The organism is Nocardioides sp. GY 10127 (assembly GCF_004919085.1).
Classification (GTDB): Bacteria; Actinomycetota; Actinomycetes; order Propionibacteriales; family Nocardioidaceae; genus Nocardioides.
Map to the genome: position 1 here is coordinate 534,171 of NZ_STGL01000005.1, position 20,078 is coordinate 554,248.

Here is a 20,078-nt window from a genome sequence, read left to right on the forward strand (position 1 = left end):
GCGGGGGCGACCCCGAGGGGTGGGCAGATAGTTCAGATATCAACTACTATCGGCCCATGGCGACGACGACCGAGCACACCCCGTCCTACGTGGAGAAGGGGAAGGGCTACGACCGGGACATGACCTACGTGCCGGACCGGATCACCGCCGGCGCCCGGACCCCGGAGCACGGCCCGGTCAACGGCGAGCTCTGGCCGGTCGAGCCCGGCCGGTACCGCCTCGTCGCGGCGCGCGCCTGCCCGTGGGCCAACCGGGCGATCATCGTCCGCGAGCTCCTGGGCCTCCAGGACGTCATCTCCCTCGGCCTGCCCGGGCCCACGCACGACCAGCGCTCCTGGACGTTCGACCTCGACGAGGGCGGCGTGGACCCGGTCCTCGGCATCCACTTCCTCAAGGACGCCTACGAGAAGCGCTTCCCCGGCTACCCGCGCGGCATCACGGTGCCGACTGTCGTGGACGAGCGCACCGGCGAGATCGTCACGAACGACTTCCCGTGGATCACCCACGACTTCTTCCACGAGTGGAAGGAGTTCCACAAGCCCGACGCGCCCGACCTGTGGCCCGCGGACCTGCGCGAGGAGATGGACGCGGTCAACAAGCGCGTCTTCACCGAGGTCAACAACGGCGTCTACCGCTGCGGGTTCGCCGGCTCCCAGGAGGCCTACGAGGCCGCCTACGACCGGCTCTTCACCGCCCTGGACTGGCTCGAGGAGCGGCTCGCCGACCGCCGCTACCTCATGGGCGACCGGCTCACCGAGGCCGACGTCCGCCTCTTCACCACCCTCGTCCGGTTCGACGCGGTCTACCACGGGCACTTCAAGTGCAACCGGAACAAGCTCACCGAGATGCCCAACCTCTGGGGCTACGCCCGTGACCTGTTCCAGACCCCCGGCTTCGGTGAGACGGTGGACTTCGACCAGATCAAGGCGCACTACTACGTCGTGCACACCGACATCAACCCCACCGGCATCGTCCCGAAGGGTCCGGACGCGTCGGTCTGGCTCACGCCGCACGGGCGTGAGTCGCTGGGCTGAGGCTCTGCTTGACGGGGTGCGCTGACGGGCTCAGCCGACGGGCTGGGCCGCCCAGACGGTCCACCACTGCGGCAGCAGCCGCTCGAACAGGCTCATGAAGGCGTCGACGTCCTGCTCGGGGGCCTGGATCCAGACGGCGATGACGCCGACGGTGGCGTCGGCCAGGAACCGCTCGGCGGCCCGGGCGGCGAGGTCGTCGTCGATCCCGGGGGCGTGGACGTCGAGGTCGATCCGCCCGGCGCGGACGAGCTCGCGCGTCGAGCCGGCGAAGTGGCGCGCCAGCATCGCGTGCAGCGAGCTGGGCCCGGCGTCGTCGGCGAGACCCTGGCGGTAGACGGCCAGGTGGTCGCGCACGTGCACGAGTACGCTCCGGGTGGTGTGCGAGACGGCCTGCTCCACCGGCGTGTCCTGGTCGAGGAGCCCGGTGCGGAACGCGTCGAGCTGCTCGACGAGCGCCTGCTCGAGCAGGGCGAAGGGGGAGGTCGCGTGCTCGTAGAACGTGGTGCGGTGGACGCCGGCCTCGGCCGCCACCTCGGTCACGCTGAGCGAGGCCACCGGACGCTCCTGCGCCAGCGCCAGCACCGCCCGGTGCAGTCGTTCCCGGCTGCGTCGCTGTCGTGCGTCCATCGGTCCCCTCGCTGTCCCTCGCCGCTCGCCGGGGCTCCGTCGCCCCGACTGAGGATGTGACCCACGTCTCAGGAATGGATCACGTTGCGAGCAGGTTACTCCTCCACAGAGTCCGACACATGTCGGTTAAGAGAATCTCCGGCCGTACGACCGGACACTGAGGAGGATCATCATGGCCACTTACGACGTAGCGAACCGCTCCGCCATCGTCACCGGAGCGGGCAACGGCATCGGCCGCTCGGTCGCCCTCACCCTCGCCGCCAGCGGCGCCTCCGTCCTCGTGTGGGACCTCGTCGAGGACGCCGCGGAGAAGGTCGTCGCCGAGATCGAGGAGGCCGGCGGCATCGCCCAGGCCTTCGTCGGCGACGCCTCCGACCCCGAGACCCACGCCAAGGCCGTCGAGGCCGCCAACGCCATGGCGCCGCTCAAGATCGCCGTGAACAACGCCGGCATCGGTGGTGCCTCCGCCCCGCTGGGCGAGTACCCGCTCGACTCCTGGCGCAAGGTCATCGAGGTCAACCTCAACGGCGTCTTCTACGGCGTCCAGGCCCAGGTCAACGCCATGAAGGCCAACGGTGGCGGCGCCATCGTGAACATGGCCTCCGTGCTCGGCTCCGTGGGCATCGAGAACTCCGGCGCCTACGTCACCGCCAAGCACGGCCTGCTCGGCATGACCAAGAACGCCGCGCTCGAGTACGGCACCGACGGCGTCCGCGTCACCGCGGTCGGCCCGGGCTTCATCAAGACCCCGCTGCTCGAGGCGAACCTCGACCAGGCCACCCAGGACTTCCTGGCCTCCAAGCACGCCCAGAAGCGCATGGGCCAGCCGGAGGAGGTCGCCTCGCTCGTGGCGTTCCTGGTCTCGGACGCCGCGTCGTTCATCACCGGCTCCTACCACCTGGTCGACGGCGGCTACGCCGCCAGCTGACCCACGCCTCGCGCCCCTCGCGGGCGCCGGCTCGTCCCGGCCCGTCCACGTCCCGTGGGCGGGCCGGTCTGCGTGGCGGGCCTGCCACGGGCCGCGATTGGGGGCCGGGTCCGGGTGCCTCAGCCCGCCCGCTCGACCTCCGAGGCGAGCTTGAGGACGCGGGAGCCCGAGTCGGTCGCGATGACGTACGCGGGGTCGTCCTCGCTCCCGTGCCGGGTGATGTCCTCGCCCTTGATGGTGCGGCGCACCGTGTCGCGGTGCACCTCCTCGACCGTGCCGGTGGCCCGGCCGGACCCCCAGGCCCAGCTGACCTGCGTGCCGGTGCGGATCATGCGTCCTCCTCGCCTCGTCGTGCGTCCTGCTCGGCCGCGTCGCGCAGGCGCCGGAGCGTCTCCTCGATCGCGCGCAGGTTCTTGGAGGGGTACCCCAGGAGGCGCAGTGCGAGCCGCCCGGCGGCGGGGTAGCGGGAGTCGTCCCACGTCTCGGTGACGCGGCAGCGGGGCCCGCCGGCGTCCTGGGCGTCGTGGGCGTCCTCGGCGGGGAGCTCCTCGAGCTCGTAGCGCCACCGGTGCAGGCCGACGTGGCGCCAGGCGATGAGCCGGTCCGGCTCGTGCTCGACGACGGTGTTGCGGGTCCGGTAGCCGACGCCGAGCCGCATCCCCATGCCGAAGGTGTCGCCGAGGGCGAGCCGGTCCGGCCCGTCGGCGTCCCCGAGCACGGTGCCGGAGCCGTCGATCCGGGCGTGCTGGCGGGGGTCGGCGACGATGTCGAAGACGACGGACGCGGGGGCCTGGACCACGATCGAGGACTGCACGCTCATGCGCCGACCGTAGACGCGTCCCCCACGTCCGGTACCACCCCGTGGGACCCGCGCGCCGCCTCCGACCTGCGACGGGAGAGGATGTCGCCCCCGCGCGAGGCCACCTGGCGTGGTGCTCGGGGCGGTGGGGCGGTAGCGTGGACACACGATGTGGTCTGCGTCACATGACACCCGTGTGGCGCGGAATCCGGCAGGATGAGGCGCACCACCCCCGCGCCGAGCCCGCTCGGAGCGACAGAGCAGGACCACCCGGCGGAGAACCCCGGCGGGCGAGAGGAGTGGACGGTGCCCAGCATGCCCTCAGGCAGCACGCAGACAGACCCGAGCGACGCCTTCGCGGGTGCCTACGCCCAGGGCTCGCCGGAGCCGGTGCAGCTCCTCACGCCGGAGGGCGAGCGCGTCGAGCACCCGCTCTTCTCCTCCGACCTCACCCCGGAGCAGCTGCGCGGCCTGCACCGCGACATGGTGCTGACCCGGCGGCTCGACACCGAGGCCACCGCGCTCCAGCGCCACGGCGAGCTCGGGCTGTGGGCGCAGTCGCTCGGCCAGGAGGCCGCCCAGGTCGGCGCCGCCCGGGCCACCCGGCCGCAGGACTTCGTCTTCCCCACCTACCGCGAGCACGGCGTCGCGTGGTGCATGGGCGTCGACCCCGTCGAGCTCCTCGGTCTCTTCCGCGGCACCGACCACGGCTCGTGGGACACGGAGCGCACGCGGATGGCGCTCTACACGATCATCATCGGCGCGCAGACCCTGCACGCCGTCGGCTACGGCATGGGCCTGCAGCGCGACGGGGTCGTCGGGACGGGCGACCCGGACCGGGACGCCGCCGTCCTCGCCCACTTCGGCGACGGCGCCTCCAGCCAGGGCGACGTCAACGAGGCGCTCGTCTTCGCGGCCAGCTACCACGCCCCCGTGGTCTTCCTCTGCACCAACAACCAGTGGGCGATCTCCGAGCCGACCGAGCGGCAGAGCCGCGTCCCGCTCTACCAGCGCGCGTGGGGCTTCGGCCTGCCCGGCGTCCGCGTCGACGGCAACGACGTGGTGGCGGTGCACGCCGTCGTCTCCGCCGCGCTCCAGCGGGCCCGCGAGGGCCAGGGGCCCGTCCTGGTGGAGGCGTTCACCTACCGGATGGGGGCCCACACCACCACCGACGACCCCACCCGCTACCGGCTCTCGGCCGACCTGGAGTCGTGGAAGCTCAAGGACCCGATCCTGCGGCTGGAGGCGTTCCTGCGCCGCAACGGGCACGTGGACGAGGCCTACCTGACCGCCCTCACCCAGGAGGCGGACGCGTTGGGCGAGCGGCTCCGGGAGGGCTGCCGCTCCCTGCCCGACCCCGACCCGCTGTCGATGTTCGACCACGTCTACGCCGAGCAGACGCCCGAGCTCGCCGCCCAGCGAGCCGCGTACGCGGCCTACGCCGGCGGCTTCGAGGAGGAGCAGTGAGCAGCGCGAGCACCGGGACCGCGGGGGGCTCCTCGCGGATCACCCTGGCCAAGGCCCTCAACCTCGGCCTGCGCCGGGCCATGGAGGCCGACGACAAGGTCCTGGTGATGGGCGAGGACGTCGGCCGCCTCGGCGGCGTCTTCCGCATCACCGACGGCCTGCAGAAGGACTTCGGCGAGGACAGGGTGATCGACACCCCGCTGGCCGAGTCCGGCATCCTCGGCACCGCCGTCGGCCTGGCGATGCGCGGCTACCGCCCCGTGGTGGAGATCCAGTTCGACGGGTTCGTCTACCCGGCCTACGACCAGATCGTCTCCCAGGTGGCGAAGATGCGCGCCCGCACCAACGGCCGCACCGCGATGCCGCTGGTCATCCGCATCCCGTTCGGCGGCGGCATCGGCGCGGTGGAGCACCACTCGGAGTCGCCCGAGGCGCAGTTCGTGCACACCCCGGGCCTCAAGGTCGTCGCCTGCTCCAACCCGGTGGACGGCTTCACGATGATCCAGCAGGCCGTCGCCTGCGACGACCCGGTCGTCTTCCTCGAGCCGAAGCGGCAGTACCACTCCGACAAGGCCGAGGTGGACCTCGCCGCCCCGGCGCACCCGCTGTTCGCCTCGCGGGTGCTGCGCCGGGGCACCGACGTCACCGTCGCGGCCTACGGGCCCACCGTGCGCACCGCCATGCGGGCCGCCGAGGCCGCGGCCGTCGAGGGCACCTCGATCGAGGTGGTCGACCTGCGGACGCTGTCGCCGCTGGACCTCGGCCCGGTGGCCGAGTCCGTGCGCCGGACCGGGCGGCTGGTCGTCGTCCACGAGGCCCACGTGACGCTGGGGGTCGGCACCGAGGTCGCGGCGCGGATCACCGAGGAGTGCTTCTACTCCCTGGAGGCGCCCGTGCTGCGCGTGGGCGGCTTCGACGTGCCCTACCCCGCGGCCCGGATCGAGGAGGCGTTCCTCCCCGACCTGGACCGGCTGCTGGACGCCGTCGACCGCTCGCTCGCCTTCTGACCGCCCCGCTGTGAGAGTCCTGGTGGTCGAGGTGCGAGGGCGGCCACGCCCGAGCCTCGAGACCGCCGCCCGTGAGAGGAACCCATGCCCGAGTACAAGCTGCCCGACGTCGGCGAGGGCCTGACCGAGGCCGACATCGTCGCCTGGCGGGTCAAGGTCGGCGACACGGTGAAGGTCAACGACGTCGTCGTCGAGATCGAGACGGCGAAGTCGGTCGTCGAGCTGCCCTCGCCCTACGCCGGCGAGGTCACCGCGCTGATGGTCTCCGAGGGCGAGACCGTGGCGGTCGGGACGCCGATCATCCGCATCGGGCTGCCGGACCTCGCGCCCGCTCCCGCCGCACCCGCCGCGCCCCCGGCACCCTCAGCGCTCGAGATCGACCCCTCCAACCCGGCCGCCACCGGCGGCGGCGAGGGGGAGTCGCTGGTCGGCCGGGCCAAGGCCGAGGGCGGCACGACGCGGCGCCGCCGCAAGGCGGTGGAGGCGGCCGAGCCCGCCGCGGAGCCGGCCGCCCGCGACGTCCGCGCCCTCGCGAAGCCGCCCGTGCGCAAGCTCGCGAAGGACCTCGGTGTCGACCTCGCCGCCCTCGCGCCGTCGGGTGCCGACGGCGTCGTCACCCGGGAGGACGTGCTGGCGGCCGCCGGGTCGTCGCCCGCGTCGTCCGCGTCGCCGACGGCGAGCCCCGCGACGCCCCGTCTCGCCCCCGGCGAGCGCGAGACCCGCGAGCCGATCAAGGGCGTGCGCCGGGCGATGGGCCAGGCGATGGTCGAGTCGGCGTTCACGGCCCCGCACGTGAGCGTGTGGAAGACCCTCGACGTGACCCGGGCGATGGAGCTCGTCGAGCGGCTGCGCGGCCACCGCGAGCTGCGCGACGTGAAGGTCACCCCGCTGCTCGTGGTCGCCCGCGCCGTCCTGCTGGCGCTGAAGCGGCAGCCGCTGCTCAACTCCACCTGGGACGACGCGGCCGGCGAGATCGTCCTCAAGCACTACGTGAACCTCGGCATCGCGGCCGCCACGCCCCGCGGGCTGGTCGTGCCCAACATCAAGGACGCCGACGCCCTCGGCCTGCGCGACCTCGCGCTCGCCCTCGGGGTGCTCACCGCGACCGCGCGCGAGGGCCGCACCAGCCCCGCCGACATGGCCGGCGGCACGTTCACGATCACCAACGTGGGCGTGTTCGGCATGGACGCCGGCACCCCGATCCTCAACCCGGGGGAGTCGGGCATCCTCGCGGTCGGCGCGATCGAGCGGCGGCCGTGGGTGGTCGGCTCCGGGGCGGACGAGCGGATCGAGCCGCGCCACGTCACGACCCTCGCGCTGTCCTTCGACCACCGGCACGTCGACGGCGAGACCGGGTCCCGGTTCCTGGCCGACGTCGCCGCCGTCCTGGAGGACCCGGCCCTCGCGCTGCTGCTGGGATAGATCTATCCCCGTGCCGGGGACGTCTCCGAGTAGAGCCAGGAGCGGAAGAAGGACGCCGGGACGCCGCTGCGGCGCGACCACCAGGCGATCATCTGCGCCGAGGTGGCGTTGCCGTCGGCGTGCTGCTGCGGCCAGGCCCGGACCAGCGCCCGGAACCGGGCGTCGCCGATCCGCTCCCGCAGGCGGTGCCACATGAGCGCCGGGGAGTAGTAGACGTTCGAGGCGCCGAAGGACTCGGGGTCCGGCGCGCCGGGCGGGCCGTAGCGGCGGCGCAGCGCCTGGTCCTGGGCCGCCCAGGTGGCGGCCACCTGCCGCATCGTCACGCTCGAGCCGTGCTCGACCTGCCACACGACCTGCAGGTACATCGCCATGCCCTCGTTCATCCACAGGCCGCGCCAGTCGGTCGGCGTGACGAGGTCGCCGTACCACTGGTGGACGATCTCGTGGACCAGCACGGCCTGCGAGGTCGCGTACTCGGTGTCGCCGAGGGTCAGCATGGTCTGGGTCTCCATGCCGGAGTCGGAGTCGACCACCAGGACGCCCAGGGAGTCGTAGGGGTAGGCGCCGAGCCAGCCGGTGACCCAGTTGAGAGCGTCCGGCGCGGCCGCCACCGCCACGGCCCGCGAGGAGCCCTGGGGCACGTAGGTCGTGACCGGGGTGTCGCCCTGCACGAGCGCGGTCGTCTCGTACTCGCCGGTGGCGAGGGTGACCAGGTAGGACGCGGCGGGCGAGCCCAGCTGCCAGTGGGTGGTGCGGACGCCGTCGGTCGTGTCGTCCCCGACCACCCGACCGTTGGCCACGGCCGTCCAGCCCTCCGGCACGGAGACGGTGATGTCGTAGAACGCCTTGTCGGCCGGCTGGTCGTCGACCGCGTACCACGTGAAGGCGCCGTACGGCTCCTGCATCGTCCAGGTGGAGCCGTCGGTGCCGGTGGTCCAGCCGGTGGTGGAGAAGTCGCTGCGGGTGGTGGGGGCGGCCACCGGCTCGGGGGTGCCCTCGTAGTCCAGCTCCAGGACGTACCGCTCGTTGCGCACGACGCCGGCCTTGATCGTCACGTCGTCGCGGGCGTGGGTGACGGCGGTGGGGTCCAGTGCCTCGCCGTCGAGCGCGACGGCGGTGACGTCGAGGGAGTCGGAGAGGTCGAGGACGAGGCGGGGCGCGGTGCGTGCCGCCCGCAGCACGAGCGTCTCGTGGCCGGTGAGGAGGCGGGCGTCCGGGTCCCACGCCAGCTGCAGGTCGTAGTGCAGCGCGTCGACGACCGGGTTGCCGACCACCGGGTAGACGGGGTCGGTGCGCGGGGTGCTGAGCGCCTCGTCGTACACCGGGTCGTCGGGGTCGGGGAGGTCCGCGTCGCCGCGGCCCACGGCGGTGTCCAGCGTGACGGTGGGCGAGGTGTCGGTCGGCTGGACGCCGTCCTGCTGGCCGGGTGCCGGCGAGCACCCGGTCGCGAGGAGCGTCCCCGCCACCGTGGCCGCCACCCACGCCACGGCGCGCGTGCGGCGGGTCCGGGCGGAGGGCGTGTGGGTCCGGGCGGCGGGCCTGCCGCCCCGGGCGGCGGGCGCGGGCGCCCGACGTGGCCTCACGCGAGGTCCCGCAGGAGCGGGCGGGTGAGGCGGCGGCCGGTGTGGATCTGCGCCTTGACCGTGCCGAGCGGCAGGTCGAGGAGGGCGGCGATCTCGTCGTAGGGCAGGTCGTAGACGTCGCGGAGCAGCAGCGGCTGGACGAGCTGCGGGTGCTCGCGCTCGAGGGTCTCCATCGCGTCGAGCAGGTCGAGGCGGGTGCCGGCGACGACGGAGGTGGTGCGCGGGTCGGGCCGGTCGCTGCTCGCGTGGTCGTGCGGGTCGACCGGCCGCGCCTGCCGCGAGAGCCGCCGGTAGGTGGAGCGGGCGCTGTTGACGCAGACGGCGTGCATCCAGGTGGTGAAGCGCCCGTTCCCGCGCCACTGACCGAGCCGGGTGGCGACGTTGAGCAGCGCGTCCTGGCAGGCGTCCTCGGCGTCGGCGGGGTGCGGCAGCACGCCGCGGCACGCCGCCATCGCCCGCGGCCGGACCGCCGCCAGCAGCTCCTCCAGCGCCGCCGCGTCCCCGCCCGCCGCGCGGCGGGCCAGCTCGTCCACCTCGTCGGGCGTGGGTGCGTCGGTCACGAGCCGTTCCTACCCCGACCGCCCCTCCTGTGGCGAGGGTGTGCACCGACCTGGGACCTGATCGTTGCGGAGGTCGCTGGTGGGGGCTGGCGCTGGCTGGGGCTGTCTTGTGGCTGGTGGTGACTGGGGCTGCGGCCGGCCGGGGGCGTTCGGTCCTCGTGGGCGCGAGGACCGAACGCGGGCGGTGGGCTGGAGACGGCCGTCTGACCTGGGGAGATGCGGGGGCGGTGGGGTGTGGCGGGGTGTTCGGTCCTGCTGGGGGACGGTGCGGGGTGGTGTGGCCGGCGGTGTGGCGGGTGGCGTGGGGTCGGTGGTGGGGCTGGGTCGGTGGTGGCAGCTGGTGCGGGTGGCGGCCGGCGGGGGCGTTCGGTCCTCGTGGGCGCGAGGACCGAACGCGGGCGGTGGGCTGGGGGCGGCCTTCTGACCTGCGGAGACGCGGGGGCGGTGGGGTGCGGGGCGTGGTTGGGTCCTCGTGGGGAACGGTCTGACTAGGCTGACCCGGCCTGACGCGACCCGGAGGGAGGCACGTGGACGAGCCGACGCAGCCGGCCCCCGGCACGCCCCGCCCGGACACACCCGCGGACGCACCGACCCCGGGCACCCCCACCGCCGGCACACCCACCCAGAACCCACCCCCACCAGGACCCCTGCGCCTCGGCCGCTACGCAGTCCGCCGCCGGCTGGGCGCCGGGGCGTTCGCGACGGTCTGGCTGGCGTACGACGAGCAGCTGGACAGCCCGGTCGCGGTCAAGGTGCTGGCGGACAACTGGGCCGGCGAGCCCACGGTCCGCCGCCGGTTCACCGAGGAGGGGCGCTGGATGCGCCGGGTGGAGTCGCTGCACGTCGTCCCCGTCTACGACGCCGGCGAGCTCGACGACGGCCGCCCGTTCCTCGTCATGGCGTTCGCCGACCAGGGCACGCTCGCCGACCGCCTCGACGTCGTCGGCCTCACGCCCGCGCAGTCCCTGGAGGTGCTGCGCCAGGTGTCCCTCGGCCTGGCGGCGCTCCACGAGCGCGACCTCGTCCACCGCGACGTCAAGCCCGCCAACGTCCTCTTCCGCACCCGCGACGGCTCGGTGGTGGCGATGCTCGCCGACCTCGGGCTCGGCAAGGCGCTGGACGTCTCGAGCCGGCTCAGCCTCGTCGGCGGCACCCCCACCTACACCGCGCCCGAGCAGGCGCGCGGGGACGCGGTGGACGGCCGCGCCGACCAGTACTCCCTGGGCGCCCTGGCCTACCTGCTGCTCTCCGGCCGCCCGGCCTTCCGGCACGCCGACCTCCGCGCGGCCGCGGCCCCGACGGCACCCCCGCCCCTCGACGGCACCGCCCGCGGTCTGCCCGAGGAGGCGGCGCGGCGGGCGGACGCCGTCGTGCGGCGCGCCCTCGAGCCCGACCCCGCGGACCGCTGGCCCGACGTGGGCGCGTTCGTCGCCGCCCTGGAGCAGGCCCTGGAGCAGGCCCTGGAGCAGGCCCTCGAGCACGCGCAGACTCAGGGAGAAGAAGGGGCACACGGCGGGACGTTGCCCCCGACCGGCCCGGGCGGCCACCGCGGTTCCCAGCTCTCCGCGGCGCTCTCCGTGGCGGTGCCCTGGCTGCCGCTCGACCCCGAGCTGACCCAGCCGGGGGCGCGCCCCTCGGCGGTCGCGCCGTCGGGGGAGCTGCCGCCGCCGGTCGCCCCGAGCACGGCACCGGTCTCACGGCGCCGTCGGCTGCTCGGCGTCCTGGCGGTGGCGCTGGCGTGCCTGCTGGCCGCGCTCGGAGCGGGCCTGGCGGCCGACGCGGCGCTCACCCCGGACCCCCCGACCGAGGTCACCGTCGACGACGCCACCGGCACCCTCTCGGCGCTGGTCCCGGCAGCGTGGGACGTGGCGGTGGCGGACGAGCCGTGGAGCTCGCCCGCGGACGACGGCACCTACCCGGCGCTGTCGGTGGGCACGTCGGCGGCGTGGCAGTCCGCGGCCGGTGGCCAGGGAGTCTTCCTGGGGCTGATGAGCGGCAACGCGCTCCCGGACCGGATGCCCGGGCACCCCGAGTGCGACCGGGTCCAGGCGCGCTACACCGACGACGGCAGCGAGCCGGCGCGCACGGTCGTGCACGCCGGCTGCCCCGACGCGTCCAGCACCACCAGCAGCACCACCAGCAGCACCACGAGCAGCAGCACCACCGGCAGCAGCACCAGCACGGCCGTGATCGTCGAGCGCGTGGTCCGCGTGACGGCCGACCGCCTCCTGTGGGTCCAGGTCCGCGCCGCCGACTCGGCCACGGCCAACCGCGTGCTGGACGGCATCGCCACGCACGGCATGTGAGGCCGGCTCAGAACCGGAGGCTGTCCGCCGCGACGTCCAGCAGCGAGGCGAGGCCCTCGCGGTCGACCTCGCGCCCCACGACCCCGACCCACACGAACGCCACGTCCTCGCCCGGGCGGGCCACGTAGGTGTCCATCTCGACGCGGCGGTGCTCGTCGACGACGTAGGTGGTCAGCAGCGAGTCGTCGGTGCGCTGCTCCACCTGCAGGTCGAGCACGTCGGAGGCGGCCTCGAGGTTGGCGACCCGGTCCTCCAGCGCCGCCGCCACCGTCTGCTGCTGGTTGGCCACGAGCCGCAGCCGCAGGAAGTAGGTGTTCGCCGAGTCCGGGTAGGCGTAGGGGTAGAACTGGACGCCGCCGAAGGTCGAGTCCGAGCGCACCCAGCCCTGGGGCACCCGCAGGCTGACCGGGAACTCGGTGCTGCCCACCTGCACCCGGTGCGAGGGCAGGTCGGGCGCGAGGGCCGGGTCGTCGGGGTCGTCCACGACGCGCACGGTGCGCTCGCGCGGGTAGGCGGGTCCGGAGGCCGCGACGGGGCTGGGGACGCCGGCCGCGACCGGCCCCGCGTCGTCCTCGCTCCCCGCCAGGCGCGCACCCACGACCCCGCCGACGGCGGCGGAGACCAGCACCGCGCCGACCGCTGCCCCGAGCACCCGCGTCCGCACGTGGCACACCGTACGGCCACCCGGCCCGGGGGCGTGCCCGGTTCGTGCCCGTGCACGGGCGTCTGCCATCGTCGGCAGGCATGAGCGACCTCCTCCTGCGCCGTGCACGCGTGGTGCCCCTGCGGCCGGGCGACGGCCCCGGCCCGGAGCCCGTCGACGTCCTCGTCCGCGACGGACGGGTGGTGGAGGTCAGCCAGGGGATCGCGCCGACGGACGCCGTCGAGACCGTCGACGCCGCCGGACGCTGGCTGGTGCCGGGCCTGTGGGACGCCCACGTCCACCTCGCGCAGTGGACCCTCACGTCCGGACGGCTGGACCTCTCGAGGGCCCGCTCGCCGGAGGACGCGACGCGGCTGGTGGCCGAGCGCGTCGCCGAGTACCCCGACCTGCCCGTCATCGGCTTCGGCCACCGCTCGGCCGGCTGGCACCGCGAGGTGACCGTCTCCGAGCTCGACGCCGTCTCCGGCGACACCGCCGTCGTCCTCATCTCCGGCGACGCCCACCACGCCTGGCTCAACACGGTCGCGCTCATGCACCTGGCGCTGCCGGTGCGCGACTCGGTGGTCCGCGAGGCGGAGTGGTTCCGCGCCTACGCCCGGCTCTCCACGCTGGTCGGCGACGACGGCACCAGCCCCGAGGCCTACCGCCGCACGATGGACGCCGCGGCCGCCTCCGGCGTCGTCGGGCTCACCGACTTCGAGTTCTCCGGCGGGGCGCGGGAGTGGGCCGAGCGCTGGGTCAGCGGCGCCGACGTCCTGCGGGTGCGCATGAGCACCTACGCCGAGAACCTGGACGACGTCCTGCGCCGTGGCCTCGCCACCGGTGACCCGCTCGTGCCGCAGCTCCCGGACGCCCACCGCCTCACGATGGGCCCCCTCAAGATCATCAGCGACGGCTCGCTCAATACCCGCACCGCGTGGTGCTGCGAGCCGTACGGCGACGCCCACCGCCTCGAGTACCCCGCCGGCCAGGCGAACCTCTCCGGTGCCGAGCTGCGCGACCTGCTGCGCACCGCCCACGCCCACGGCCTCGAGGTGGCCACGCACGCCATCGGCGACGCCGCGGTGGCCGAGGCGCTGGCCGCCTACCGCGAGGTGGGCGCGCGCGGCTCGATCGAGCACGCGCAGATGGTGAATCGCGCCGACGTGGCCGAGATGGCCCGGCTGGGCCTGCGCGCCAGCGTCCAGCCGGCGCACCTGCTCGACGACCGCGACCTCACCGAGGCGATCTGGGGCACGCGCTCGGAGCGCTGCTTCGCGTTCCGGTGGATGCTGGACGACGGCGTCGAGCTGGCCCTGGGCTCCGACGCGCCCGTCTCCCCGCTGGACCCGTGGCTGGCGATGGCCGCGGCGGTGCACCGCTCCGCCGACGAGCGCGCCGCCTGGCACGGCGAGCAGGCGCTCACGCCCCGCGAGGTGCTGGCCGCCTCCGTGGACGGTGCCCCGACGGTCGGGGTCGGCTCGCTGGGCGACCTCGTCCTGCTGGACGCCGACCCGCTGGCGTCCGTCGACGCCGAGGACCCGGCCGAGGCCGCCGCCCTGCACGCAGCCCGGCTGCGGTCGATGTCCGTCGCGCTCACGGTCGTCGACGGACGGGTCGCGCACCGCGACCTCTGAGGGCGCTCAGCCCTGGAGCACCGCCAGCACCGCGTCGGCGACGGCCTGCTGCTCGGCGGCGAACGGGTGGAAGGAGAGCGCGGCGGACGTGTCGGTGCGCTGGCCCTGGATCCACGGATCGTCGGCGCAGATGTCGTGCCCGGCCGTGGCCGCCCAGACGTCCACGTACTCGACCCCGGCCCGCTTCGCCGCCTCCTCGACCGCGTCGGTCAGGCCCCGGTTCACCGAGCGGATGAACGGCAGGTCGCCGCTCGCCACCGGGAGCAGCCGGGGGCAGGAGCCGGAGGCGGGCACGATCTGCGGGTAGCCGACGGCCAGGACGCGGGCGTCGGGGCTGCGGTCGGCCACCCCCTCGAGGGCGGCGCGGACGTGGCTGCGGATCGTGGCCAGGGTCTTCTCGACCTCGGCCTCGGAGGTCGCGTCGGCGCACGGCGTCCGGCCCTGACCGCTCGTGGCCAGCTGCACGCAGCCGCCGAGCATGGAGCTGAACAGGTCCTGGTCGTTGCCGCCGATCGAGACCGTCACGAGGGTGGTGTCGGCCGTGAGCGCGTCGAACTGCGCCGGGTGGGCGACCCCGTCCATCGTCGTCTGCACCCCCACCAGGGACGACGTGGTGGCCCCCGAGCAGGAGACGTCGGTGAGGCTCGCGCCCAGCGCCGCGGCCACCAGGTGCGGGTAGTTGCCGTCGGACTGGAGGCAGCCGTCGTTCAGGTCCGTGGTCGGGACGAGCGGGGCGGCCGTGTAGGAGTCGCCGATCGCCACGTAGACCGGGCCGTCGCCGGTGGCGGTGGACGTGCTCGTGGACGTGCTCGTGGACGTGCTCGTGGACGCCGACGGGGAGCCGGTGTCGGCGCTGCTCGTGGTGTCCGTGGACGCCTGCGCACCGCCGTCCTCCGACGAGCAGGCGACGAGCCCCAGGGCGGGCAGCAGCCCGACGAGGGCGAGGGCGGCGAGGGCGCGGCGGGGGGCCCGACGCCGGGGGGTGCGCGTGGTCACGCTCACGACGCTACCGGGGGCGCGGTACCTCCGCGGGTGAGCGCCGGCGCGGCGTCCCCGCGCTACACAGGGAGCATGACGAGCGACGCCGTGCCCGAGCGGGAGGTCCGAGAGGCCCAGCCGCTCGACCCCGACGTCTCCGACTCCGACGACGGCGGCGGGGAGTCCCTGCTCACCGTGGTCGTGGCGCTCACCGCGAACGCCCTGCTCGCGGTGGGCAAGACGGTGGCCGCGGTGATCAGCGGCTCGGCCTCGATGCTCGCCGAGGCGGCGCACTCGTGGTCCGACACCGGCAACGAGGTCTTCCTGCTCATCGCGGAGAAGAAGGGCGCGCGCCCGCGCGACGAGGAGCACCCGCGCGGCTACGGCCGCGCCACCTACATCTGGTCGCTGGTGGCCGCGTTCGGCCTGTTCACGGTCGGCGCGCTGGTCTCCATCTGGACCGGCATCAGCGACCTGCTCGAGCCCGAGTCCGGCGACTCCGGCGGGTTCACCCTCAACTACGTCGTCCTCGCCATCGCGTTCGTGCTCGAGGGGACGTCGTTCGTGCAGGCCGCCCGGCAGGTCCGCGGCTCGTCGAAGAAGTGGGGCCTGCACCCGCTGCGCTACGTCAGCGACACCTCGAACCCGACCCTGCGCGCCGTCGTCCTCGAGGACGCCTCGGCCCTGGTCGGCATCGTGCTCGCCGCGCTCGGCATCGGCCTGCACCAGGCCACCGGCAACGCCCGCTGGGACGCCGTCGGCTCGATCGGCATCGGCCTCCTGCTGGCCGTCGTGGCGATCTTCCTGATCCGCCGCAACATGGAGTACCTGCTCGGCGAGGGGATCGCGCCGGCCATGCGCTCGCGGGTGCTGGCCCGGCTCCTCGAGCACCCGGACATCGAGCGGATCACCTACCTGCACGTCGAGTACGTCGGCCCGCAGCGGCTCTTCATCGTGGCGGCCGTGGACCTCGTCGGCGACGACGCCGAGCACGACCTCGCCCGACGCCTGCGCCGCGTGGAGCTCGACATCGAGACCGAGCCGATCATCATGGACGCCGTCCTCACCCTCGCCCCGCCCGAGGACCCTTCGCTGCTGCCGTGACCGCCCGCCCGGTGCCCCGGTGGCTGGTGGGCGGTGTCTGAGCAACCGTTGGGTGGCCGGGTTGGGTTGGTGGGGCACCGCCCACGGCAGCCCAGCGGCCAGCCGGCCCGACCTCACGCCAGCGCGACGGTCAGCGCCAGGACGGTCTCGGGGTCGTCGAGGGAGTCGCCGAACAGCTCGCGCAGCTGACCCATCCGGTAGCGGACGGTCTGCGGGTGGACGAACAGGGCGGCGGCCACGTCGTCGCGGCGGCCGTGGTGCAGCAGCCACGCCCGCAGGGTCTCGCTCAGCTTCTCGGCGGTGGCGGGGCGCAGGTCGGCGAGGGGGGCGAGCACCTGGGCGCGCAGGTCGGCGCGGGCCTCGGGGTCGGCGTCGAGCACGAGCTGGGCGAGGAACCGGTCGGCGTCGGGGCCGAGCCCGGCCGTGCGGGCACGCAGGGCGCGGTCGTAGGAGGACCGGACGGCCAGCCAGTCGCGCGCCGGGCCGGCGGTCACGTCGCGCTCGTCGACGCCGGCCAGGAACCGGGTACGCGCGGGCCCGGTGAGGTCCGGGACGAGCAGGAGGCCGTCGTCCTCGCGCCCGGGAGCCTCGGGGAGCGCGATCGTGGCGGCGGGCAGCCGCCCGAGGACCGGCCGCACCTGCGGCTGCGCCACGAGGACGGCGGTGAGGGTGGACGGCGGGGCCCACTCGGCCTTCGCCGCGGCCTCCAGCACCCGCTCGGCCGGGGCACCGGCGAGCAGCTGCGCGGCCAGCCGCTCCAGGAGCCGCTGCCGCACGCGGCCGGTGGTGGCGAGCTCGTCGGTGTGCCCGGCGACCGACGCCGCGGAGAGCTCGTCGATGTAGGCGAACACCAGCCCCGCGAACTGCCCGACCGTCTCGGCGTCCATCCCGCCCTCGACCGCGAGGGAGGACAGCTGCCGCCAGGACTCGCGGGCCCCGATCCGGTAGGCGGAGAGGAGCGCGTCGGTGCTGCGCCCGGAGCGCGCCTCGCCGCGGCCGAGCTGGTAGGCGCCCTCGACAGCGGGGCCGGTGGGGGTGCGCGGGTCGACCCCTCGGCGTCCGGAGGCCAGCGAGAGGAAGCCGCCGAGCGCGAGCTGCACCGCGTTGCGGATGTTCTCGCCCATCCGGCCCGCGAAGGTGTCCGCGTAGGAGGGCACCTCGCGGGTGATGGTGGTGACGACGTGGTCGGCGACGGCGGGCAGCTCGGCGCGCATGAGCGCCACCGCCTCGGCGGGCAGCCGGACGCCGTGGCCGGCGGTGCGACGGGTGAGCGGTCGGGCCACGTTCACGCCTCCTTCACGCGGAGTTGCTGAGAATCTGCGCCTTCGGGAACTTCTGTACCGAGCGAACAAAACTCGCGCGTAGGTTCACGTTCGCATGACAGGACTTTAACCCCATCGCAGCGTCACCATGGAGCCCATGACCAGCACCACCCTGCCCGGCGCCCGATCGGCGGCCGGGGGAGGACGGCCCGGGCCGCTGCGCCGGACCCTGCGCGACACCATCGCGCCCAAGGTCCGCCAGGTGGCCGACGCCGCCGTGACGCCCCTGTCGATCGACGACGTCCTCGACCACTTCCACCCGCTGCGCGGCGGCTCCGAGCTGCGTGGACGGGTCGTGCAGGTGACCCCCGAGACCCCCCGCTCCGCCACCGTGCTGATCAAGCCCGGCCGCGGCTGGCACGGTCACGTGCCCGGCCAGTTCGTCCGCCTCGGCGTCGACGTGGACGGCGTCCGCCTGTGGCGCTCCTACTCGCTCACCCACGGCCCGCGCCCCGACGGCCTCATCTCGATCACGGTCAAGATGGTCCCCGGCGGCGCCGTCTCCACGCACCTGGTGCGTCGGGTCAAGCCCGGCACCCTCGTGCACCTGGCCCCCGCCGAGGGCGACTTCGTCCTCCCGCAGCCGATGCCGCGCAAGCTCCTGCTCGTCACCGCCGGCTCCGGCATCACGCCGGTCATCGGCATGCTGCGCAACCTCTTCCACAAGGCGGAGGCGCCGGACGTCGACATCGTCCTCATCCACTCCGCGCTCGCCCGCGCCGAGGTCATCTTCGGCCGCGAGATCCGCGGCTACGCCGAGGCCGGCCTGCTCCGCCTCGTCGAGCTGCACACCGACACCCGCGGTCGCCTCGACGTCGACGAGCTCGACCAGCTGGTGCCCGACCTCGCCGAGCGCCCCACCTACGCCTGCGGACCCGTCGGCCTCCTCGACAGCCTCGAGGAGCACCACGCCGCCCGCGGCCTGGAGCTGTTCGTCGAGCGGTTCCGCCCCGTCCTCCTCGCCGAGCCCGGCGAGGGCGGCACGGTCACGTTCGCGGCCACCGGCACGGACGTCGAGGTCGCCGGCGACACGGCGATCCTGGACGCCGCGGAGGACGCCGGCGTCCTCATGCCCAGCGGCTGCCGCATGGGCATCTGCATGTCCTGCGTCCTGCCGCTGAAGGAGGGGACGGTGCGCGACCTGCGCAACGGCGAGCTGACCCACGCCGTCCCCGGCGAGACCCACCCCGACGGCGTGATGGTGCAGACCTGCATCACCTCCGCCGCCGGCCCCTGCACGTTCAGCCACTAGCCGCCAGGCACCGGCCACCCGGCACCACCCGCCGCCACCCGCACGGCGGCCCACCAGCACCCCGCCAGCACCCCGCCAGCCCGCCCCACCACCACGAGGGAGCACCGCGATGACCAGCATCACGAACAAGGACGTCAACCCCGTCGCCCACCTGAGCCCGGAGGACATCGAGCAGATCGGCCTCGAGCTCGACGCCATCCGCCAGGACATCCTCGACATCCGGGGCGAGAGCGACGCCAAGTACATCCGCCGGGTCGTCAAGGTCCAGCGCAACCTCGAGCTCGGCTCCCGCGCCGTCCTGCTCGGCTCCGCGCTGCCTCCGCTGTGGGTGCTCGGCACCGTCGGCCTCTCCGTGGCCAAGATCCTCGAGAACATGGAGATCGGCCACAACGTCATGCACGGCCAGTGGGACTGGATGCGCGACCCGAAGATCCACTCCTCCACGTGGGAGTGGGACAACGCCTCGACGGCGGAGGGCTGGAAGCACAGCCACAACGAGATCCACCACACGTACACGAACATCATCGGCAAGGACAACGACCTCGGCTACGGCATCATGCGCGTGGACGAGGAGCAGAAGTGGGTCCCGATGTACCTGGCCCAGCCGCTGTGGAACGCCATCAACGCCTGCTTCTTCGAGTACGGCATCGCCGCCTACGACCTCGAGCTCGGCCGCAACCTGCGCCTGCCCGAGGAGCGCCGCACGCCCGGCTTCAAGGAGCGCGCCGCCGCCACCGTGAAGAAGATCCGCAAGCAGGCGACCAAGGACTACGTGGTCAACCCGCTCATCGCGCTGCCCTTCGGCTCCGCGCTGCCGGCCCTGGCCGCCAACTTCACCGCCAACGTCGTGCGCAACGTCTGGTCGCACTCCGTCATCATGTGCGGCCACTTCCCCGAGGGCGTCGAGACGTTCGAGCTCAACAAGATCCCGGAGAAGGAGACCCGCGGCGAGTGGTACGTGCGCCAGATGATCGGCTCCGCCAACATCTCCGGCAGCAAGCTCACGCACATCATGACGGGCAACCTGTCCCACCAGATCGAGCACCACCTGTTCCCCGACCTGCCGAGCAGCCGGTACGCCGAGATCGCCCCGCGGGTGAAGGCGCTCTTCGAGAAGTACGAGCTCAACTACCACGAGGCGCCCCTGCCGCAGCAGGTCGGCTCGGCCTGGCACAAGGTCGTGCGGCTCTCGCTGCCGAACCACTGGCTGGAGACCACCAACCGCTCCAACGTCGTCGAGCAGAGCAAGCTGCTCTACGCGATGGTCACCAAGGGCCCGAAGATCCGCCGGCTCGCCCAGCGCCGCCTCGACCAGATGGCGCGCAAGCAGGCCGAGCAGAAGGCCGCGGCCGACGCCGGCACCCCGCTCACCGTGGTGGAGTCCGTCCCCGCCTGATCCGCCACTCCGC

At 74.1% G+C, this 20,078-nt stretch carries 18 protein-coding genes; 10 read left to right on the top strand and 8 right to left on the bottom strand.

Going from position 1 to position 20,078, the window contains the following annotated elements; all coding sequences use genetic code 11:
* Positions 1-56 precede the first annotated feature (56 nt).
* Positions 57-1,034: a glutathione S-transferase C-terminal domain-containing protein gene (locus tag E8D37_RS09610; RefSeq protein ID WP_136569510.1), complete on the top strand. Its 978-nt coding sequence runs from the start codon at positions 57-59 to the stop codon at positions 1,032-1,034.
* Positions 1,035-1,064: 30 nt separating this feature from the next.
* Here E8D37_RS09610 and E8D37_RS09615 read toward each other — a convergent pair whose 3' ends face one another.
* Positions 1,065-1,661, bottom strand: coding sequence for a TetR/AcrR family transcriptional regulator (locus E8D37_RS09615; RefSeq protein ID WP_136569511.1), 597 nt, complete (start codon positions 1,659-1,661; stop codon positions 1,065-1,067).
* A gap of 172 nt (positions 1,662-1,833) precedes the next feature.
* Between E8D37_RS09615 and E8D37_RS09620 the strand changes: the two genes are divergently transcribed.
* Positions 1,834-2,589: an SDR family NAD(P)-dependent oxidoreductase gene (locus E8D37_RS09620; RefSeq protein WP_136569512.1), complete on the top strand. Its 756-nt coding sequence runs from the start codon at positions 1,834-1,836 to the stop codon at positions 2,587-2,589.
* Between the two features lie 119 nt (positions 2,590-2,708).
* Here E8D37_RS09620 and E8D37_RS09625 read toward each other — a convergent pair whose 3' ends face one another.
* Positions 2,709-2,921 carry a DUF2945 domain-containing protein gene (locus E8D37_RS09625; RefSeq protein WP_136569513.1) on the bottom strand — a complete coding sequence of 71 codons (213 nt, stop codon included), beginning with the start codon at positions 2,919-2,921 and terminating at the stop codon, positions 2,709-2,711.
* Entirely contained in the window at positions 2,918-3,409 is a 492-nt protein-coding gene (locus tag E8D37_RS09630) for an SRPBCC family protein (protein ID WP_136569514.1), read from the bottom strand. The genes E8D37_RS09625 and E8D37_RS09630 overlap by 4 nt, the downstream gene beginning before the upstream one ends.
* Before the next feature lie 294 nt (positions 3,410-3,703).
* Between E8D37_RS09630 and pdhA the strand changes: the two genes are divergently transcribed.
* From pdhA to E8D37_RS09645, 3 genes are all read left to right on the top strand, one after another.
* Entirely contained in the window at positions 3,704-4,855 is a 1,152-nt protein-coding gene (pdhA, locus tag E8D37_RS09635; protein WP_136569646.1) for a pyruvate dehydrogenase (acetyl-transferring) E1 component subunit alpha, read from the top strand.
* Positions 4,852-5,862, top strand: a complete 1,011-nt coding sequence (locus tag E8D37_RS09640) for an alpha-ketoacid dehydrogenase subunit beta (RefSeq protein WP_136569515.1) — start codon at positions 4,852-4,854, stop codon at positions 5,860-5,862. Before pdhA ends, E8D37_RS09640 begins: the two co-directional genes overlap by 4 nt.
* An 84-nt stretch (positions 5,863-5,946) precedes the next feature.
* Positions 5,947-7,284, top strand: a complete 1,338-nt coding sequence (locus tag E8D37_RS09645; protein ID WP_136569516.1) for a dihydrolipoamide acetyltransferase family protein — start codon at positions 5,947-5,949, stop codon at positions 7,282-7,284.
* Between the two features lie 2 nt (positions 7,285-7,286).
* On the opposite strand, the gene E8D37_RS09650 is transcribed toward E8D37_RS09645, so the two are convergent.
* Together E8D37_RS09650 and E8D37_RS09655 are read right to left on the bottom strand one after the other, a co-directional pair.
* Positions 7,287-8,771 carry a M1 family metallopeptidase gene (locus tag E8D37_RS09650; protein ID WP_168929700.1) on the bottom strand — a complete coding sequence of 495 codons (1,485 nt, stop codon included), beginning with the start codon at positions 8,769-8,771 and terminating at the stop codon, positions 7,287-7,289.
* 92 nt (positions 8,772-8,863) lie between these two features.
* Positions 8,864-9,427, bottom strand: coding sequence for a sigma-70 family RNA polymerase sigma factor (locus E8D37_RS09655; protein WP_136569518.1), 564 nt, complete (start codon positions 9,425-9,427; stop codon positions 8,864-8,866).
* A 527-nt stretch (positions 9,428-9,954) separates the two neighbouring features.
* Between E8D37_RS09655 and E8D37_RS09660 the strand changes: the two genes are divergently transcribed.
* Complete coding sequence (locus tag E8D37_RS09660; RefSeq protein WP_136569519.1) at positions 9,955-11,733, top strand: serine/threonine-protein kinase; 1,779 nt, start codon at positions 9,955-9,957, stop codon at positions 11,731-11,733.
* 7 nt (positions 11,734-11,740) lie between these two features.
* Here the strand turns inward: E8D37_RS09660 and E8D37_RS19840 are convergent, their stop codons facing one another.
* Entirely contained in the window at positions 11,741-12,397 is a 657-nt protein-coding gene (locus tag E8D37_RS19840) for a hypothetical protein (protein WP_168929701.1), read from the bottom strand.
* A gap of 80 nt (positions 12,398-12,477) precedes the next feature.
* Here E8D37_RS19840 and E8D37_RS09670 point away from each other — a divergent pair, with 80 nt between their 5' ends.
* Positions 12,478-14,013, top strand: coding sequence for an amidohydrolase family protein (locus E8D37_RS09670; RefSeq protein WP_136569520.1), 1,536 nt, complete (start codon positions 12,478-12,480; stop codon positions 14,011-14,013).
* Between the two features lie 6 nt (positions 14,014-14,019).
* Here the strand turns inward: E8D37_RS09670 and E8D37_RS09675 are convergent, their stop codons facing one another.
* Positions 14,020-15,009: an SGNH/GDSL hydrolase family protein gene (locus E8D37_RS09675; RefSeq protein WP_168929702.1), complete on the bottom strand. Its 990-nt coding sequence runs from the start codon at positions 15,007-15,009 to the stop codon at positions 14,020-14,022.
* A gap of 75 nt (positions 15,010-15,084) precedes the next feature.
* On the opposite strand from E8D37_RS09675, the gene E8D37_RS09680 reads away from it, so the two are divergent.
* The gene (locus E8D37_RS09680) at positions 15,085-16,095 is read left to right on the top strand and encodes a cation diffusion facilitator family transporter (protein ID WP_136569522.1); all 1,011 of its coding nucleotides are present in this window, start codon (positions 15,085-15,087) and stop codon (positions 16,093-16,095) included.
* A gap of 113 nt (positions 16,096-16,208) precedes the next feature.
* On the opposite strand, the gene E8D37_RS09685 is transcribed toward E8D37_RS09680, so the two are convergent.
* Positions 16,209-17,378 carry a helix-turn-helix domain-containing protein gene (locus E8D37_RS09685; protein WP_240770317.1) on the bottom strand — a complete coding sequence of 390 codons (1,170 nt, stop codon included), beginning with the start codon at positions 17,376-17,378 and terminating at the stop codon, positions 16,209-16,211.
* A gap of 136 nt (positions 17,379-17,514) precedes the next feature.
* Between E8D37_RS09685 and E8D37_RS09690 the strand changes: the two genes are divergently transcribed.
* Complete coding sequence (locus E8D37_RS09690) at positions 17,515-18,669, top strand: ferredoxin reductase (RefSeq protein WP_136569523.1); 1,155 nt, start codon at positions 17,515-17,517, stop codon at positions 18,667-18,669.
* Positions 18,670-18,778: 109 nt separating this feature from the next.
* Complete coding sequence (locus tag E8D37_RS09695; protein WP_136569524.1) at positions 18,779-20,065, top strand: acyl-CoA desaturase; 1,287 nt, start codon at positions 18,779-18,781, stop codon at positions 20,063-20,065.
* Positions 20,066-20,078: the final 13 nt, after the last annotated feature.